The 16370-nt window shown below is 68.5% G+C and carries 14 protein-coding genes and 1 pseudogene; 8 read left to right on the plus strand and 7 right to left on the minus strand.

The window, feature by feature from the left end; genetic code table 11:
* Positions 1 to 71: 71 nt before the first annotated feature.
* Complete coding sequence (locus BAMB_RS19835; protein WP_011658955.1) at positions 72 to 728, plus strand: VC0807 family protein; 657 nt, start codon at positions 72 to 74, stop codon at positions 726 to 728.
* A gap of 77 nt (positions 729 to 805) precedes the next feature.
* Positions 806 to 1672, plus strand: a complete 867-nt coding sequence (locus BAMB_RS19840; protein WP_041491481.1) for a CPBP family intramembrane glutamic endopeptidase — start codon at positions 806 to 808, stop codon at positions 1670 to 1672.
* Between the two features lie 42 nt (positions 1673 to 1714).
* Here BAMB_RS19840 and BAMB_RS19845 read toward each other — a convergent pair whose 3' ends face one another.
* The 5 genes from BAMB_RS19845 to BAMB_RS19865 form a co-directional block, all read right to left on the minus strand.
* A complete protein-coding gene (locus BAMB_RS19845) occupies positions 1715 to 2695 on the minus strand; it encodes an aldo/keto reductase (RefSeq protein ID WP_011658957.1) in 981 nt (326 codons plus the stop codon).
* Positions 2696 to 2949: 254 nt separating this feature from the next.
* The gene (locus BAMB_RS19850) at positions 2950 to 3621 is read right to left on the minus strand and encodes a MarC family protein (RefSeq protein ID WP_041491482.1); all 672 of its coding nucleotides are present in this window, start codon (positions 3619 to 3621) and stop codon (positions 2950 to 2952) included.
* A 130-nt stretch (positions 3622 to 3751) separates the two neighbouring features.
* The gene (locus BAMB_RS19855) at positions 3752 to 4552 is read right to left on the minus strand and encodes an enoyl-CoA hydratase-related protein (protein WP_011658959.1); all 801 of its coding nucleotides are present in this window, start codon (positions 4550 to 4552) and stop codon (positions 3752 to 3754) included.
* Positions 4553 to 4592: 40 nt separating this feature from the next.
* Positions 4593 to 5915, minus strand: coding sequence for a phenylacetate--CoA ligase PaaK (gene paaK, locus BAMB_RS19860; RefSeq protein WP_011658960.1), 1323 nt, complete (start codon positions 5913 to 5915; stop codon positions 4593 to 4595).
* Positions 5916 to 5974: 59 nt separating this feature from the next.
* On the minus strand, positions 5975 to 7528 hold the full coding sequence (locus tag BAMB_RS19865; protein WP_011658961.1) for a 3-hydroxyacyl-CoA dehydrogenase: 1554 nt from the start codon (positions 7526 to 7528) through the stop codon (positions 5975 to 5977).
* A 536-nt stretch (positions 7529 to 8064) separates the two neighbouring features.
* On the opposite strand from BAMB_RS19865, the gene BAMB_RS19870 reads away from it, so the two are divergent.
* On the plus strand, positions 8065 to 9153 hold the full coding sequence (locus BAMB_RS19870; protein WP_011658962.1) for a calcium:cation antiporter: 1089 nt from the start codon (positions 8065 to 8067) through the stop codon (positions 9151 to 9153).
* Positions 9154 to 9263: 110 nt separating this feature from the next.
* On the opposite strand, the gene BAMB_RS19875 is transcribed toward BAMB_RS19870, so the two are convergent.
* On the minus strand, positions 9264 to 10172 hold the full coding sequence (locus BAMB_RS19875) for a LysR family transcriptional regulator (protein ID WP_011658963.1): 909 nt from the start codon (positions 10170 to 10172) through the stop codon (positions 9264 to 9266).
* Positions 10173 to 10251: 79 nt separating this feature from the next.
* Here BAMB_RS19875 and BAMB_RS19880 point away from each other — a divergent pair.
* Positions 10252 to 10542: pseudogene (locus BAMB_RS19880) on the plus strand (MFS transporter); the annotation flags it as partial.
* Between the two features lie 55 nt (positions 10543 to 10597).
* Here the strand turns inward: BAMB_RS19880 and BAMB_RS19885 are convergent.
* Positions 10598 to 11566 carry a LysR family transcriptional regulator gene (locus BAMB_RS19885; protein WP_011658965.1) on the minus strand — a complete coding sequence of 323 codons (969 nt, stop codon included), beginning with the start codon at positions 11564 to 11566 and terminating at the stop codon, positions 10598 to 10600.
* A gap of 364 nt (positions 11567 to 11930) precedes the next feature.
* On the opposite strand from BAMB_RS19885, the gene BAMB_RS19890 reads away from it, so the two are divergent.
* From BAMB_RS19890 to BAMB_RS19905, 4 genes are all read left to right on the plus strand, one after another.
* Positions 11931 to 13106, plus strand: a complete 1176-nt coding sequence (locus tag BAMB_RS19890; protein ID WP_011658966.1) for an HPP family protein — start codon at positions 11931 to 11933, stop codon at positions 13104 to 13106.
* 116 nt (positions 13107 to 13222) lie between these two features.
* Positions 13223 to 13636: a MarR family winged helix-turn-helix transcriptional regulator gene (locus BAMB_RS19895; RefSeq protein ID WP_006754165.1), complete on the plus strand. Its 414-nt coding sequence runs from the start codon at positions 13223 to 13225 to the stop codon at positions 13634 to 13636.
* Positions 13637 to 13666: 30 nt separating this feature from the next.
* A complete protein-coding gene (locus tag BAMB_RS19900) occupies positions 13667 to 15454 on the plus strand; it encodes a chloride channel protein (RefSeq protein ID WP_011658968.1) in 1788 nt (595 codons plus the stop codon).
* A 487-nt stretch (positions 15455 to 15941) separates the two neighbouring features.
* Positions 15942 to 16268 (plus strand): hypothetical protein, encoded by a 327-nt coding sequence (locus BAMB_RS19905; RefSeq protein WP_011658969.1) that lies wholly within the window; start codon positions 15942 to 15944, stop codon positions 16266 to 16268.
* Positions 16269 to 16370: the final 102 nt, after the last annotated feature.

Here is a 16370-nt window from a genome sequence, read left to right on the forward strand (position 1 = left end):
CGCGCGGGGTCCGACTTCGATATACTCGAACCGACCTCACCGCCCCGCGCGCCACCCGCGCGCCCGCTTCCGTGAAACGACGAGCCGGCCTGATCCTCGAACTCTTCGTCAACCTGGCGCTGCCCTGGGTCGCCTACCGGATCGCGCATCCGTATTTCGGCGAAACCGGCGCGCTGTACGCGTCCGCGATTCCGCCCATCGTCTGGTCCATCGTCGAATTCATCCGCTCGCGCCGCGTCGATGCGGTGGCCGCCGTCGTGCTGCTCGGCATCGCGCTGTCGATCGCCGGCATGGCGCTCGGCGGCAGCGCGCGCACGCTGCTGATGCGCGAATCGCTCGCGTCCGGCGCAATCGGCGTCGTGTTCCTGCTGTCGCTGTTCCGCGATCGCCCGCTGATCTTCTACCTCACCCGCGCGACGGTCGCCCGCGAGATGGCCGGCGGCGCCGCGCGTTTCGAGACGGTGTGGGCCGAGCAGCCGGGGCTGCGCCAGATGCTCCGGCTGATGACCTTCGTGTGGGGCGCATGCATGACGCTGGAGATGCTGCTGCGCCTGTGGATGGTCGTCGCGTGGCCCGTCGAGCGCGTGCTCGTCGTGTCGCCGATCATGGGTTACACGGTGTTCGGCACGCTCCTGCTGTGGACCTTCTGGTACCGGCGGCGGATGCGCGATCGCAACAGCGTCGACATCCCGACCCGCGACGGCGTCACCGAGATCGCCGGCCGCTGAGCGCCGGCCCCGCCCGGTGGCATGTCACTGTCGCTGGGGTATGATGCGCGGCGTCTCGTTCCACCATGCATCGCCCCATGTCCCTTTCGCTTCTCCCGTGTGCCACGATCTGCCTCGCGCTATTCGCTGCCGCCGCATTCGCGTGGCTGCGTCCGCTGCACGGCCCGAGCATCGCTGTCGCGGTGCTCGGCTATGCCGGCGCGCTGGCGGTCGGCAAGCTTTCTCCGATCGTGCTCGCGCCGCTCGCGCTGCTCGTGGCCGCCGCCTGGGGCGTCGCCCCAAGCCGCCCGCTCGCGGTGCGGATCGCCGCGCACGTCGTATTTGCCGCGCTCGCGATCGCGCTGAGCCTGCACCTGATTCCCGGCTTCCATAATCCGCGTGTGATCGAGCCGACACGCTTCACGCCGGACGCCGTTCCGTTCACGATGTACCTGAATTTCGACAAGCCGCTGGTCGGCCTGTGGCTGCTGTGGGTGCTGCCGTGGGTCATGCCCGACGTCCCGCCGGCGCGCGCGCTGCGCACCGGTGTCATAGCGTGCATCGCAACGGCCGCGGTCTGCCTCATCGGCGCGCTCGCGTTCGGGATGGTCGGCTGGGCGCCGAAATGGCCGGCGTCGGGCTGGATGTGGCTCGTCAACAACGTGCTGCTCGTGACGCTCACCGAGGAAGCGCTGTTCCGCGGCTACGTGCAAGGCGGGCTCACGCGCGTGCTCGGCCGCTTCGGCTGGGGGCCGTGGGCCGCGCTCGCGATCGGCGCGCTGCTGTTCGGCGCCGCGCACGCGGCCGCCGGCTGGCAGTGGATCGTGCTCGGCACGGTGGCCGGCATCGGTTACGGCCTGGCATGGCGGCGCGGCGGGCTGCTCGCGTCGGCGGTCGCGCATGCGGGGCTGAACGTGATCCACTTCGGGCTGTTCACATACCCGATGCTCGCCGCCGCGCGCTGAGCGTCGCGTACGGCGGCGCCCGCCGGTTTCACCCGGTGGAACTCAGTTGAAACCGGCCACCGCGTGCGGCACGTACGGGCCTTCGAGCGCCGCGATTTCGTCGTCCGTCAGCTTCAGTTCCAATGCACCGAGCGCATCGTCCAGATGATGCGGCTTCGAGATGCCGACGATCGGCGCGGTGATGCCGCGCTTGTGCGCGACCCACGCGAGCGCGACCTGCGCACGCGGCACGTTGCGCGCGGCGGCAATCGCCGCGACGGCCTCGACGATCGCGCGATCGGCATCGGCCGTCGCGTCATAGAGCCGCTGGCCGACATCGTCGCTCTGCTGCCGGCCGGACGACTCGTCCCAGTTGCGCGTCAGCCGGCCGCGCGCGAGCGGGCTCCACGGAATCACCGCGATGCCCTCGGCCTCGCACAGCGGCAGCATCTCCCGCTCCTCCTCCCGATACAGCAGGTTCACGTGGTTCTGCATGCTGACGAAGCGGGTCCAGCCGTTCTGCGTCGACGTATGCAGCGCCTTCGCGAACTGCCACGCGAACATCGACGACGCGCCGATGTAGCGCGCCTTGCCCGCCTTCACGACGTCGTGCAGCGCCTCCAGCGTCTCCTCGATCGGCGTGCTGTAATCCCAGCGGTGGATCTGGTACAGGTCGACGTAGTCGGTGCCGAGCCGCTGCAGGCTCTGGTCGATGTCGGTCATGATCGCCTTGCGCGACAGCCCCGCGCCGTTCGGCCCCGGCCGCATCCGGTAGAACACCTTGGTCGCGATCACGACGTCGTCGCGTTTCGCGAAGTCGCGCAGCGCGCGGCCGACGATCTCTTCCGACGTGCCGTCCGAATACATGTTCGCGGTATCGAAGAAATTGATGCCGGCCTCGATCGCGCGCTGGAGGATCGGGCGGCTTTCCGCTTCCGGCAGTGTCCACGGATGCGTGCCGCGCGACGGCTCGCCGAACGTCATGCAGCCCAGCACCAGCTTCGACACGTCCATCCCGGTCGACCCGAATTTCACGTATTCCATCGCTCGCCTCGTCATTGAAGGGGGGTTGCAGCCGGATGCGCGCCGCGCGTCGGTGCACCGCGCACGGACGCCGGGGCGTGCATCGGCCGGACGTCGCATGGTATCCCGCGGCGCGCAAACGCGTGTCGGCGCGTCTCGGCACGCTCGGGCGCCGCCGAGTTGGATCGGGTCGAACCGACGAAAGACGAACGCGACCCGCAGCCCGCACGCATCGCGCGGGGCCGGGCCGGGTCACACATCGGAGAAAGAACGGCTTACTTGATCTGGTCGGCGAGCGGCCGCAGGAACTCGGAGAACCCGGTCAGCATGATCTGCACGCCGATGCACAGCAGCAGGAACGCGGACACGCGCTTCGCGACCTTGGTGCCTTCGATGCCGAGATAGCGCGACAGCAGCGCGGCGCGGCTGTAGGTCAGCCAGATCACGACCGCGACGAGCGCGGACACCGCGATCGACACGATGCTCGACAGCATGAATTCCGACAGCTTGTGCGTGCGGTTCGCGTTCAACGCGATCGCGGTGGCGATCGAACCGGGGCCGACCGTCAGCGGCACGGTCAGCGGGAAGAACGCGCGGGTCATGATCGCGTTCGCGTCGATCGGCTTGACCGGCGTGTCGCCGCCGCCCGGGCCGTCCGGCTCGTTGAGCATCTGCCATCCCGCGACGGCGACCGCGAAGCCGCCGCCGATCCGCAGTGCTTCCATCGAGATCCCGAAGAAATGCAGCACCGGCGTGCCGGCGAAGAACGCGACCAGCAACACGATGAAGGCGTTGAACGCCACCTTCTTCGCGAGCAGGTTCCGTTCGTGCTCGGTCAGCGCCTCGGTGCGTTCGAGAAACAGGAATGCAATGCCGATCGGATTGATGATGCCGATCAGGCCGGTAAAGCCGAACAGGATCTCGGAGATAAGGCGGTCGACGATCATCGGGGCGAGGAAACGATCAGGGCTGGGGCCGGCGGCGCGCCGGAGGTCACGCATTGTAGAGCAAGCGCCCGCGCCCGAGATGCAATTCGCGACCCGCGCCCCGCGGGCCGCGCCACAGCCTCAATCGGCCTCAGTCGGTGCCCGGCTCCCACGCCGGCGGCCGCTTCGCGAAGAACGCGGCGAAGCCCTCCTTCGCTTCCGGCGTGGCCCGCACGCGCGAGATCGTCTGCGCGGTGAACGCCGAGCGTTCTTCCGACGGCGGGTACTCGCCGATCGCGTCGAAAAAGCGCTTGATCTCCATCAGCGCGTTGGGGCCGTTGCGGCTCAGCTCCGCGAGCGTCTTGTCGAGTGCTGCGTCGAGCGCGTCGAGCGGCACGGCCTGGTGGATCAGCCCGATCGCGACGGCTTCGCCGGCCGCGAGCTGCGTCGCGGTCAGCGCGAGCCGGCGCGCCTGGCGCTGGCCGACCGCTTCGACCAGATACGGGCCGATCACCGACGGCAGGATCCCGAACCGTGCCTCGCTGACCGAAAAACGCGCATGATCGCTCGCGATCACGATGTCGCAGGCCGCGCACAGGCCGACGCCGCCGCCGAACGCGTGGCCCTGCACGCGGGCGACCGTCGGCTTCGGGCACTGCCGGATCGCGCGCATCATCGCGGCGAACCGCTCGGCGTCGCGCAGGTTCGCGGCCGCGTCGTTCGCGCTCGCGCGCTGCATCCACTGCAGGTCGGCGCCCGCGCAGAACGCGCGGCCGTCCGAGCGCAGCACGATCGCGCGCACGTCGTCGCGCCGGCCGAGCGTCGTGAACGCGTCGGTCAGCTCGGCGATCATCGTTTCGTCGAACGCGTTGAGCACGTCGCCGCGCTGCAGCGCGACGGTCGCGATGCCGCGCGCATCGACGGCAACGGCCAGGGTCTTCAATCCATCCATCGAACAGGTTTCCTCGCGGTAAAACAGGGAATGGTCAAACTCAGGCGGCCTGCCGGCGGTCGATCACGCGCCGGGCCTTGCCGGTCGCGGTCGCGGGAATGCCGCCGGCGGCGAGCACCGTCACGCCGGCCGACACGCCGATCATCGTCTTGATCCGGTGTTGCAGCTCGCGCGCGATCGCCGCGCGCTCGCCGTCGGTCACGCACGCGACGGCCTCGGAGCGCAGCTCGACCGCGAGGTCGAGCCGGTCCATGTGGCCGTCGCGCGAGATCGTCACCTGGAACTGGCCCGACAGCTTCGGCTGCGCGACCACGATTTCCTCGATCTGGCTCGGGAACACGTTCACGCCGCGCACGATCAGCATGTCGTCGGAGCGGCCCGTGATCTTCGCGAGCCGGCGCATCGCGCGCGCGGTCGGCGGCAGCAGTGCGGTGAGGTCGCGCGTGCGGTAGCGGATCACCGGCATCGCTTCCTTCGTCAGCGACGTGAACACGAGCTCGCCCTCGCTGCCGTCCGGCAGCACTTCACCGGTCACGGGATCGATGATCTCCGGATAGAAGTGGTCTTCCCAGATCACCGGGCCGTCCTTCGTCTCGACGCATTCGCACGCGACGCCGGGGCCCATCACTTCCGACAGCCCGTAGATGTCGAGCGCGTCGATGCCCACGCGCGTCTCCACTTCGTCGCGCAGCGCCTGCGTCCACGGCTCCGCCCCGAAGATGCCGATCTTCAGCGACGACGCGGCCGGGTCCATCCCCTGCCGCACCATCTCGTCGATCAGGTTCAGCATGTACGACGGCGTGACCAGGATGATCTTCGGCTCGAAATCGCGGATCAGCTGCACCTGCTTCTCGGTCTGCCCGCCCGACATCGGCACGACCATGCAGCCGAGCCGCTCCGCGCCGTAGTGAATCCCGAGGCCGCCCGTGAAGAGCCCGTAGCCGAACGCGTTGTGCAGCGTGTCGCCCGGGCGGCCGCCGGCCGCGCGGATCGAGCGCGCGGTCACGTTCGCCCAGGTGTCGATGTCGCGCGCCGTGTAGCCGACCACCGTCGGCTTGCCCGTCGTGCCGCTCGACGCATGCACGCGCACGACCTGCTCGCGCGGCACCGCGAACAGCCCGAACGGATAGTTGTCGCGCAAGTCATTCTTGGTCGAGAACGGGAATTTCGCGAGATCGGCGAGCGTTTTGAGGTCGTCGGGGTGCACGCCCGCCGTGTCGAACGTCCGACGATAGTGCGGGACGTTGTCGTACGCGTGGCGCAGCGACCACTTGAGGCGCTCGAGCTGCAGCGCCTGCAGTTCGTCGCGGCTGGCGGTCTCGATCGGATCGAGGGCGGCGGCGGGATGCGTCGGGTGAGTCATCGGGGTGCTCCTCCAGTGGAGTGATGTCGTTATCGTGATCGGGGTGATGCGGCCGCCGGCTAGCGGAACGTGCGGCCGGCCGCGTGCAACGCGGCGAGGCGCGGCGACACGCGATAGCGGTCCTCGCCGTAGCTCGCCGCGAGGTTCGACAGCACGCGATGCACGCGGCCGATGCCGATCGCATCGGCCCACGCGAGCGGGCCGCACGGGTAGTTCACGCCCTTCTCCATCGCGAGATCGAGATCGGCGGGCGAGCACACGCCCTGGTTGATCGTGTCGGCCGCCTCGTTCGCGAGCATCGCGACGGTGCGCATCGCAACCATGCCCGGCACGTCGGCGACGCCGACGACGCGGAAACCGGCTCGCTGGAACAGGCCGACCGCATCGGCGTAGGCGGCGTCGCCGCACTGGAGCGCGCGCGTCAGCGCGACCAGCCCGGCCTGCGTGTAGTCGCGCGCGAGATCGACAAGCACGAGATCGGCCACGCCGGTTTGCGCGGCGCGCACCGTCGCGGTGCGGCCGTCGGTCAGCGCGATCGACGCACGCCCGGCCACGGCGAGCAGTTCGTCCGCATGCGCGCCGTCGCGCCGCGCACCCGCGATGCGTTCGGCCAAGCGTGCATGCAGCGCGGCGGCCGGGCCGTCCTGCGCGAACAGCACGACGGCGGCCGGCGCGTCGCGCGGCGCTTCGAGTTCCGGCGCGGGCGGCGTCGCACCGTCCGCATACGAATAGAAGCCGCGCCCCGACTTGCGCCCGAGGAAGCCCGCGTTCACGAGTTCCTGCTGGATCAGCGACGGCGTGTAGCGCGGATCGTTGAAGTACGCGCGGAACACCGACTCGGTCACCGCGAAGTTCACGTCGTGGCCGATCAGGTCCATCAGCTCGAACGGCCCCATGCGGAAGCCGCCGGCGTCGCGCATCACCGCGTCGATCGAGGCCGGCGTGCCGCCCTGCTCGTTCAGCACGCGCAGCGCCTCCGCGTAATATGGCCGGGCGACGCGGTTCACGATGAAGCCCGGTGTCGATTTCGCCATCACGGGCTGCTTGCCCCACGCGGCGGCGGTCGCATGGAGCGCCTGCGCGACTTCCGGCGCGGTCGCGAGCCCGCTGACCACCTCGACGAGCGCCATCAGCGGCGCCGGATTGAAGAAGTGCATGCCGGCCACGCGCTGGGGCGCGCGCAGCCCGGCCGCGATCGACGTGATCGAGATCGACGACGTGTTGGTCGCCAGCACGCAAGTCTCGTCGACATGGCGCTCGAGCGTCGCGAAGATCTCGCGCTTCACGTCGAGACGCTCGGCCGCCGCCTCGACGATCAGCGCGGCGCCAGCGAACTCGGCCAGCGCGCGCACCGCGCGAATCCGGTTGCCGGCCGCGTCGGCCTGCGCCGGCTCCATGCGCCCCTTCTCCGCGAGTCGCGCGAACTGCGCGCGGATGCCGGCGAGCGCCTTGTCGCACGCCGCCTCGTTCAGGTCGTACAGCAGCACGGTATGACCGGCGGCCGCCGCGACCTGCGCGATGCCCGCGCCCATCGCGCCCGCGCCGATCACGCCGACGACCGCCGACGGCGCCAGCGCGCCCGAATTCACCGAATATGCAGAAGAACCAGCCATCGCTTGCGATCCGTCAATGAAGTGGAAGTGCGAGCGATTATAAACCGACCGGTCGGTAGATTTATGTCAGGGCGAGCCCGAATTTGTCGTGCAAGAGAGCGTTACGCAAACTGCAAAAACAAAAAAATCGACCGATTGGGGCACTTTTTGCAAACCGAAAGGTCAATGAAAGCGTTCGAATATGAGATAGCGACCCCCGAACGCCTGATAAAATTCGACAAATCGCCGGATTTCAGGGGAAACCGCGTGTCACGCCGCCGCCCATTGCCCGCCGCCCTTTCGGGGCCGGCTCCGAACCGCAGCGCCGCCAGACGGCGCGCCCCGCCATCGGCACCGGTCGCATCGATCCGTTTCATCCCGCGACGGGCTTCGGCCCGCCCGCGCCCCTCGCCGCCTCAGCGCGGCGAACCGGAGGCAGCACCGTTGCGCGCTGCCGCCCATCAGCATCATCGTCCTCGTTCGGCGGATTATCCGGCCGGGCTTCGTCAATCCGTGACGGCGCGTCGCGCGCCGCCACTCGCATAGGGAAACCGTCCATGCCGATCTCGTCCAACCAGCTCCCGCGCTGGACCCTCTGGGCCCCGCTTGCCGCGTGGCTGGTACTCGCGCTGTCGCGCGTCGTGCCGGCCGAAGGCCTCGTCATCGCAGTGTTGGCCGCCGCGCTCGCCGGCGCCGTGTTCGCCGCCGTCCACCATGCCGAAGTCGTCGCGCACCGCGTCGGCGAGCCGTTCGGCACGCTCGTGCTCGCGGTCGCCGTAACCGTCATCGAAGTCGCGCTGATCGTGTCGGTGATGCTCGGCGCCGGTCCCGAGAAATCGGGCCTCGCGCGTGACACCGTGTTCGCCGCCGTGATGATCATCTGCAACGGCATCGTCGGCCTCTGCCTGCTGGTCGGTGCATGGAAGCACGGCGAGCAGGACTTCCAGGGGCGCGGGGCGAGCAAGGCGCTTGCGGTGCTCGCGTCGCTGTCGGTGCTGTCGCTCGTGATGCCGAACTACCTGAGCGCCGCGCCCGGTCCGTTCTTTTCGAAATCGCAGCTGGCGTTCGCCGGCGTGTCGTCGCTCGTACTGTACGGCGCATTCGTATTCGTGCAGACCGTGCGTCACCGCGACTACTTCCTCACCGCGCACGACAGTGCGAATGAATCGGTGCACGCGGCACCGCCGACCGGCCGCACCGCGGCGATCAGCCTCGTGCTGCTGTTCGCGAGCCTCGTCGCGGTCGTGCTGCTCGCTAAGCTGTTGTCGCCGGCCGTCGAACATGCGGTGATGAAGCTCGGCGCACCCGAAGCGGCCGTCGGCATCGTGATCGCCGCACTCGTGCTGCTACCGGAAGGGCTCGCGGCCGTCACCGCCGCGCGCGCGAACCGCCTGCAGACCAGCATGAATCTCGCGCTCGGTTCGGCGCTCGCGAGCATCGGGCTCACGATCCCGACCGTCGCGGCCGTGTTCATCTGGGTCGGCCAGCCGCTCACGCTCGGCATCGGCGCGATGGAAACCGTGCTGCTGGCGCTCACGCTGCTCGTCAGCACGCTGACGCTTAGCCAGGGGCGCACGACGGTGCTGCACGGCGTCGTGCACCTGTCGCTGTTCGCGGCGTATCTGTTCCTGTCGATCACTCACTGAACACCTCAATGCGCGCGGCCCGGCTAGCGGCCCCGAATCACCAGATGCTGGCTGACCAGGATTCGCTTCAGGTTCGCCAGCTCGTTGCGGCGTCAGACTAGTGCCTTGGGCTAAACGCCGCCACCATCCGCCCCTTCCGTCAGAAACCGCTCGACCATCGCGTTGAACACCGGCAGCGCCGGATTGTCGTTGTCCGCGCGCCAGGCGAGATACAGCTCGGCCGCCACGTCGACGCCCGCGAGCGGCCGGAACACCACGCCGTCCACATGCAGCTCGCGCGCCGACGCCGGCACCAGCGCGGCGCCGAGCCCCGCGCGCACCAGGCCGAGGATCGTATGCGTCTGCCCGACGTAATGCAGGTAGTTCGGCAAGCGGCCGGCGCCGGCGAACATCCCCGAGATCATGTCGTGGAAGTACTTCCCCTCGTTCGGCGAATACGCGATGAACGGCTGCCGGTCGAGTTCGTCCGGGCCGATCCGTTCGTACGCGGCGAGCGTAGAGCCCTGCGCGACCGCGACGAGCATCGGCTCACGCTGCACGAGCCGGTATTCGAGCGGATGGCGCGCGGCGCGCTGGCGCACGAAGCCCGCATCGAGCATGCGCGACGCAAGCGCGTCGATCTGCACGGTCGACACCATTTCGCGCAACTCGACATCGACGTCCGGCAGCGCGTGCGCCGCATGCGCGAGCAGCACCGGAATCATCCGGTACGCGCTGACCGCCGTGAAGCCGAGCGTGATGCGGCCGGCCCCGCCGTGCGCGACGCGCTGCGCGGCCTGCTCGGCCCGTGCGGAAAACTCGAGGATGTGGCGCGCATCGCGCAGAAAGCGCTCGCCGGCCGCGGTCAGCCTGACCTGCCGGCTGCTGCGCTCGAGCAGCGCGATGCCGAGCGCGTGCTCGAGCAACTGGATCTGCCGGCTGAGCGGCGGCTGCGTCATGAACAGCCGCTTGGCCGCGCGCCCGAAATGCAGTTCCTCGGCGACGGCGACGAAGCAGCGAAGCTGGTTCAGTTCAATCATTCAAATCTTGAATCAATCGATCGTCTTTTGATGTTAGACCGATATCGATACGATTCCCATACTCGGTTGCCCCGGATTGAACGCCGTCGGGATCGCGCCGATGACGATCGCGGTCTTCGGCAAGGGGCTCGCGGCGGTCGGCTGGGCCGCGCTCGCCGACACCGCGGAAGGCATGGTCGGCCTGAGCGGCGGCATGTTCAGCGGCCTCGGCAACATCGCGGGGATCGTCACGCCGCTCGTGATCGGCTACTTCGTCGCGCACACGGGTTCATTCGCGGCGGCGCTGTGGTTCGTCGCCGCGTACGGGCTGCTCGGCGTCGCCGCCTATGCGTGGCTCGCCGGCCGCTTCGAGCCGATTCGCATCACGCCCGGCCGCGTGACCTGCGGCTCCGCGCCGCCCGGCAAGCGAACCGACGTCCGCGGCGTCACGCGCGCTGACGCTTGCCCGGCGTGTGCTCGACCGTGAGACGGTCGAGTTCGCGCAGGTCGTTTTCCAGCGCGGGCGTAAGCGTCGTGCGCAGATGGTCGAGGAAGGTGCGGATCTTCGCGTCCAGATAGCGGCGCGTCGCATAGACGGCGTACACGCTGACCGTCTGCAGCCGATAGTCGGGCAGCACGCGGATCAGCCGCCCTTCGCGAAGGTCGTCGAGCACCGTGTACAGCGCGACGCACGCGATGCCGCGCCCCGCCCGCACCGCGACGCACAGTGCATCCGGCACGTTGACCTGGAACGGCGCCGGCTGCAGTTCGTAGACGGTCTCCTCGTCGTCGCCGCGCTCGAGCCGCCACTCGCTGGCCGGCGACGCGGGCGTATCGAGGCGCAGGCACACGTGGTTCGGCAGGTCGTCCGGCGTCGTCGGCGTGCCGTGCCGCGCGAGGTAGTCGCGCGATGCAACCAGCACGCTGCAACTCGTGCCGCAGGTCTGCGCGACGTAGCCGGAATCGGGCAACTGCGACGCGGTCACGATCGACACGTCGTAGCCCTCCTCGACGAGGTTCGGCATCCGCTGCGCGAGCGTCAGCTCGACCGACACGTCCGGGTTGTCTTCCTGATAGCGCACGATCGACGACACGACATGACTCTGCCCGAGCCCCGTCATCGCATGGATGCGCATCTTGCCGCTCGGCCGCAGCAGCGCGTTGCGCGCTTCGGCGTTCGCGTAGTCGATTTCGGCGAGGATCGATTTCGCCCGCTCGAAATAGCGCTCGCCGCTTTCGGTCAGGCCGAGATGGCGCGTCGTGCGATGCAGCAGGCGCGTCTGTACGTGGGCTTCGAGATTCGAAACCGCGCGCGACACCTGCGCGGTGGTCGCGTCGATTTCTTTCGCGACCGCGGTGAAACTGCCGGCTTCGACAACGCGCACGAACAGGCGCATGTTTTCGAGCATGTCCATTGAATTGGCTTGGGGAGGGTCGGTGGGGAAACGTCGGCGGCGCTCGCGTCAGAGGGGAATCGACGCGTGCGCGCCAACGCAGCGCAAGCGATCGCCATGCCGGGGAATGGGCGGGAGAGCGGGCATCGCGTGCGTGGCTGTGGCATATCGGGGAATTCGGTGGCCGGAATTGTACGCCGCCGCACGCAAAATTGCGCGATCGTGCAGCCGCCACGCTTTCATCCGATGAAAGGTTCTTGCAAGCCCGGCGCGTCATGCGCGGGCAACGCGTTGATGCGGCGCGACAATTTGTATCACAACGCGATATAATTCCGCTTTTCTTGCGCCGGATCATCCGCGCCGTCCTTTTTACCGCTTACCGTCCATGTCGTCAGGCTCCTCCCCGTCGCGCCGCACGTTCCGCCAATGGCTGCACAGCTTCATTCCCCATCCGATGACGCTCGGCTGGCGCGAACGCATGCGCTCGTGCGCGGGCGCGCTCGTCGGCATCGCGACGGTCGGCGTCACGATGCGGCTGCTGCCCGGCGTGCCGGGCCTCATGCCGCTGCTCGTCGCGCCGATGGGCGCGTCGGCCGTGCTGCTGTTCGCGGTGCCCGCGAGCCCGCTCGCGCAGCCGTGGTCCATCATCGGCGGCAATCTGGTGGCCGCGACCGTCGGCGTCGCGTGCGCGCAATGGATCGCCGATCCGATCACGGCCGCCGCGGTCGCGGTCGCCCTCGCGATCGGCGGCATGTTCGCGCTGCGCTGCGTGCACCCGCCGTCCGGCGCGGTCGCGCTGACGGCCGTGCTCGGCGGCCCGGCGATCCACGCGCTCGGCTTCGGCTTCGTGGTCGAGCCGATCGCGTTGCAATCGGGGATCCTGCTGTCGGCGGCGCTCGTGTATCACGCGCTGACGGGCCATCGCTATCCGCACGGCGGCGTGCGTCCCGACGCGAAACCGCAAGCCGGCAGCGCCGCGCCCGCACGCGGCGGCTTCACGCGCGCCGATCTCGACGCGGTGCTCAAGCGCCGCAGCGAATGGCTCGACGTCGATCCGGACGACCTCGAAATGCTGCTGCGCGAAACCGAGATGCAGGCGTATACGCGCACGTTCGGCCAGCTCACGTGCGCCGACCTGATGACGAAGAACGCGATCGAAGTCGCGCCGTCCACGTCGGTGGCGGCCGCGCTGACGCTGCTCGAGCGCCATCGCGTGAAGGCGCTGCCCGTCGTCGACGGCGACGCTCGCCTGATCGGCATCGTCACGCGCGCCGACCTCACGCGCCAGGCGCGCCGCCCGACGCCGCTGTGGCAGCGGCTGTCCGCGCGGTTGCCGCAGTCGTTCGGCGGCCAGCCGCCGAGCGTCGCCACCGTGATGACCCGCGACGTCGCGTCCGTGCCGCAGACCATGCCGCTTACCGCGCTGGTGCCGCTGTTTACGCACTCGGGCCACCACCACATCCCGGTCGTCGACGCGTCGCGCCGGCTCGTCGGGATCATTACGCAGACCGATCTCGTCACCGGCCTGTACCGGCAGACGCAGATGCTGGAAGCCGCGTAACCGGAACGAACGGCACCGACGCACGACGCAATGCTGCGCATTCTGCCAAAAATCGGCCATTTAATCACGTTATGACATATTCCACGCTACCGAAACTGCCTGTCCGACCGACTGCAATGACCGATAACCGACGCTCGCTGACCAAAAGCGATTTCCAGCAACTGTCCGAATTCCGCTATCAGATGCGCCGCTTCGAGCGCTTCTCCGAACGCGCCGCGCAAAGCGAAGGCGTGACGCCGCTGCAATACCTGTTGCTGCTGCACATCAAAGGCTACCCGCACCGTGAATGGGCAACCATCGGGGAAATCGCCGAACGCCTGCAGGCGCAGCATCACGGCGTCGTCGCGCTGGTGACGCGCTGCGAGGCGCTCGGGCTCGTGAAGCGCAAGACGAGCGAAGCGGACCGCCGGCAGGTCGAGGTGCACCTCGAAGAGGCCGGCGAAACGCTGCTCGCGCGCCTCGCGGCCATGCATCGCGCCGAGCTGAAATCGCTCAAGGGCGCGTTCCAGGTTCCGCAGATCGATTACTGACCCACGCTTAACCGACCTTTCCTCACGCCGATGAACGCACCACATAAACGCGATTTCTCGACCAACGAACGCCTGCCCAGGATCGCGTTGCTCGCCGCCGGGATCGGCTTGCTCAGCACGCTGGCGGCGTTCGTGCTGTTGAGCCTGATTCACCTGTTCACGAACCTGTTCTTCTTCCAGCAGTTTTCGTTCACCGAACGTTCGCCCGCGAACCATACGCTCGGCGCATGGGTGATCGTCGTGCCGGTGATCGGCGGATTGATCGTCGGGCTGATGGCGCGCTTCGGTTCGGAGAAGATCCGCGGCCACGGCATTCCCGAGGCGATCGAGGCGATCCTGTTCGGCAAGAGCCGCATGTCGCCGAAGGTCGCGATCCTCAAGCCGCTGTCGTCGGGCGTCGTGATCGGCAGCGGCGGCCCGTTCGGCGCCGAAGGCCCGATCATCATGACGGGCGGCGCGCTCGGCTCGCTGATCGCGCAATGCGTGCACGTGACCGCCGCCGAGCGCAAGACGCTGCTCGTCGCGGGCGCGGCCGCCGGCATGACCGCCGTGTTCGGCACGCCGGTCGCCGCCGTGCTGCTCGCGGTCGAGCTGCTGCTGTTCGAATGGCGTCCGCGCAGTTTCCTGCCGGTCGCGCTCGCCTGTGCGGTCGCCGGTTTCGCACGCGCGGTGTTCTTCGGCGTCGAGCCGCTGTTTCCGCTCACCACCGCATCGCCCACGCCCGTCGCGCTGCTGTCGTGCATCGTCGCGGGCTTGCTGTCGGGCATGCTCGCGTGCGGGCTGTCGGCGGCGCTGTACCGCGTCGAGGACACCTTCGCGAAGCTGCCGGTGCACTGGATGTGGTGGCCGGCGCTCGGCGCGATCGTGATCGGCATCGGCGGCTGGCTCGAGCCGCGCGCGCTCGGCGTCGGCTACGACGTGATCGGCGACCTGCTGCATCAGCACATCGCGCTGAAGATCGCGCTGGCACTGTTGATCGTGAAAGCCGTGATGTGGGTGATCGCGCTCGGCTCCGGCACGTCCGGCGGTGTGCTCGCCCCGCTGCTGATGCTCGGCGCGGGCCTCGGCACCGTGCTGTCGCCGGTGCTGCCCGGCGGCGATCCGGCGCTGTGGCCGCTCGTCTGCATGGCCGCGACGCTCGGCGCCACGCTCGGTGCACCGCTCACCGCGATCGTGTTCGCGTTCGGCCTCACGCACGACGCAAACGCGCTGCTGCCGCTGCTCGCGGCGACGCTCGTCGCGCACGGCTTCGCGACCATCGTGATGAAGCGCTCGATCATGACGGAAAAGATCGCGCGCCGCGGTTATCACATCTATCGCGAATACGGCGTCGATCCGCTCGAACGTCATGACGTGACTGAAGTGATGACGCCCGCCGACGCGCTCGTCGCGATCGACGGCGCCACGCCGCTCGACGCCGTCGAGTCGCAATACTTCGGCGCGAAGCAGACGCATCGTGCGTACCCGGTCGTGCAGAATGGCCGCCTGCTCGGCCTCGTCGATCGCGCGACGCTCGACGCGCACCGCGCGCAAGCCGGGCCTGACGCACCGCTCGCGAGCGCGTTCGCCGATCGCGCACCGGCCGTCGCGCAGGCACACGAGACGTGCCGCGTGGTCGCATCGCGACTCGCGATGCTCGGCCTCGAACGGCTGCCGGTCGTCGACGATCCGCAATCGCTGCGCGTCACCGGCATCGTGTCGCGCAGCGACCTGATCAAGCCCGCGCTCCAGCACTTCGACGACGAACAGAAACGCGAGCGCTTCCGCCCGGTCGTGCCGGTCAACCTGCGCGATATCGGCGCCCGCAAGGTCGGCTGATCTTTGCAGCGATGCGCGGCGCGCCGGCCGCGTCCCGCTCTGTTCGCTATCTCCCGCAGTCCGAAACGGCGCGTCCGACGTTTGAACTTCGTTGACAATTCACCGGACGAAAGTTTGTCATCATGGTGCTCATGCGACGGGGCCACCATTCAGCCATTCCACTTCGTCATCCAATAAAGAAGCGTCGCGGCGCGACATGCAGACACATGCAGCACGCCGCGGCCATCAATCCGCCACACCACAGGGCAGCGAGCCGACCTCACGAAGCATGACGTCGTTGCCGCGTCCCCGCCTCCGTGCGGGCCGCACGCGACGCATGCCGCGGCGCAGCAGAACACACAGCATCCGGATCGCCGTTTGGCAAGTGCGTTAACAACTTGTTGCGGAATCGCCGGAACCGCATGGGTCCGATGCAATCTCACAGAGACGCAGTTCTGCTGCGCATCCCACTCAATCAATCACGACTCGAGGGAGATAAAACGTGAACATGAAATACTTACCGCTCATCGCATTGACCGTGGCAATTTCTGCTCATGCTGCCGATCCGGCCATGCAGAATGTGGGACAAAGCCAGAAATCCGCTCCGGACGTCTCGGCATGCATCGCCAAGACCTGGGCTGACAAGTCGCAGCAACAGGTCGTCTCGCAGAACGTGCTCGCCAACGGTCTCGCGACCGATGTCTACGTACCGGGCCAGCAACCGCCGAACGGCGCGGCCGCAATGGTTCGCCCGTCGGGGCAGCCGGGTGCGAAGACCTGGGTCGGCGTGCGTGGCGACGCCGCTTCCGCCGGCGACATCAGCGCCTGCCTGTAAGCCCCGCACCGCGCGGCATTGCGCCGTCCGCATGCGACGAGCCCCGCTTCGGCGGGGCTTTTGTTTTGGCGCGTCGGCCGCGCGCATGTGCGGCGACCGAAG

The sequence above is a fragment of the Burkholderia ambifaria AMMD genome, from assembly GCF_000203915.1.
GTDB lineage: Bacteria > Pseudomonadota > Gammaproteobacteria > Burkholderiales > Burkholderiaceae > Burkholderia > Burkholderia ambifaria.

Excerpts from the sequence above, each read along its gene's own strand:
- BAMB_RS19840 (WP_041491481.1), top strand. The coding sequence starts at position 806 with ATGTCCCTTTCGCTTCTCCCGTGTGCCACGATCTGCCTCGCGCTATTC.
- BAMB_RS19845 (WP_011658957.1), bottom strand. The coding sequence starts at position 2,695 with ATGGAATACGTGAAATTCGGGTCGACCGGGATGGACGTGTCGAAGCTG.
- BAMB_RS19850 (WP_041491482.1), bottom strand. The coding sequence starts at position 3,621 with ATGATCGTCGACCGCCTTATCTCCGAGATCCTGTTCGGCTTTACCGGC.
- BAMB_RS19855 (WP_011658959.1), bottom strand. The coding sequence starts at position 4,552 with ATGGATGGATTGAAGACCCTGGCCGTTGCCGTCGATGCGCGCGGCATC.
- paaK (WP_011658960.1), bottom strand. The coding sequence starts at position 5,915 with ATGACTCACCCGACGCATCCCGCCGCCGCCCTCGATCCGATCGAGACC.
- BAMB_RS19865 (WP_011658961.1), bottom strand. The coding sequence starts at position 7,528 with ATGGCTGGTTCTTCTGCATATTCGGTGAATTCGGGCGCGCTGGCGCCG.
- BAMB_RS19870 (WP_011658962.1), top strand. The coding sequence starts at position 8,065 with ATGCCGATCTCGTCCAACCAGCTCCCGCGCTGGACCCTCTGGGCCCCG.
- BAMB_RS19875 (WP_011658963.1), bottom strand. The coding sequence starts at position 10,172 with ATGATTGAACTGAACCAGCTTCGCTGCTTCGTCGCCGTCGCCGAGGAA.
- BAMB_RS19885 (WP_011658965.1), bottom strand. The coding sequence starts at position 11,566 with ATGGACATGCTCGAAAACATGCGCCTGTTCGTGCGCGTTGTCGAAGCC.
- BAMB_RS19890 (WP_011658966.1), top strand. The coding sequence starts at position 11,931 with ATGTCGTCAGGCTCCTCCCCGTCGCGCCGCACGTTCCGCCAATGGCTG.
- BAMB_RS19895 (WP_006754165.1), top strand. The coding sequence starts at position 13,223 with ATGACCGATAACCGACGCTCGCTGACCAAAAGCGATTTCCAGCAACTG.
- BAMB_RS19900 (WP_011658968.1), top strand. The coding sequence starts at position 13,667 with ATGAACGCACCACATAAACGCGATTTCTCGACCAACGAACGCCTGCCC.
- BAMB_RS19905 (WP_011658969.1), top strand. The coding sequence starts at position 15,942 with ATGAAATACTTACCGCTCATCGCATTGACCGTGGCAATTTCTGCTCAT.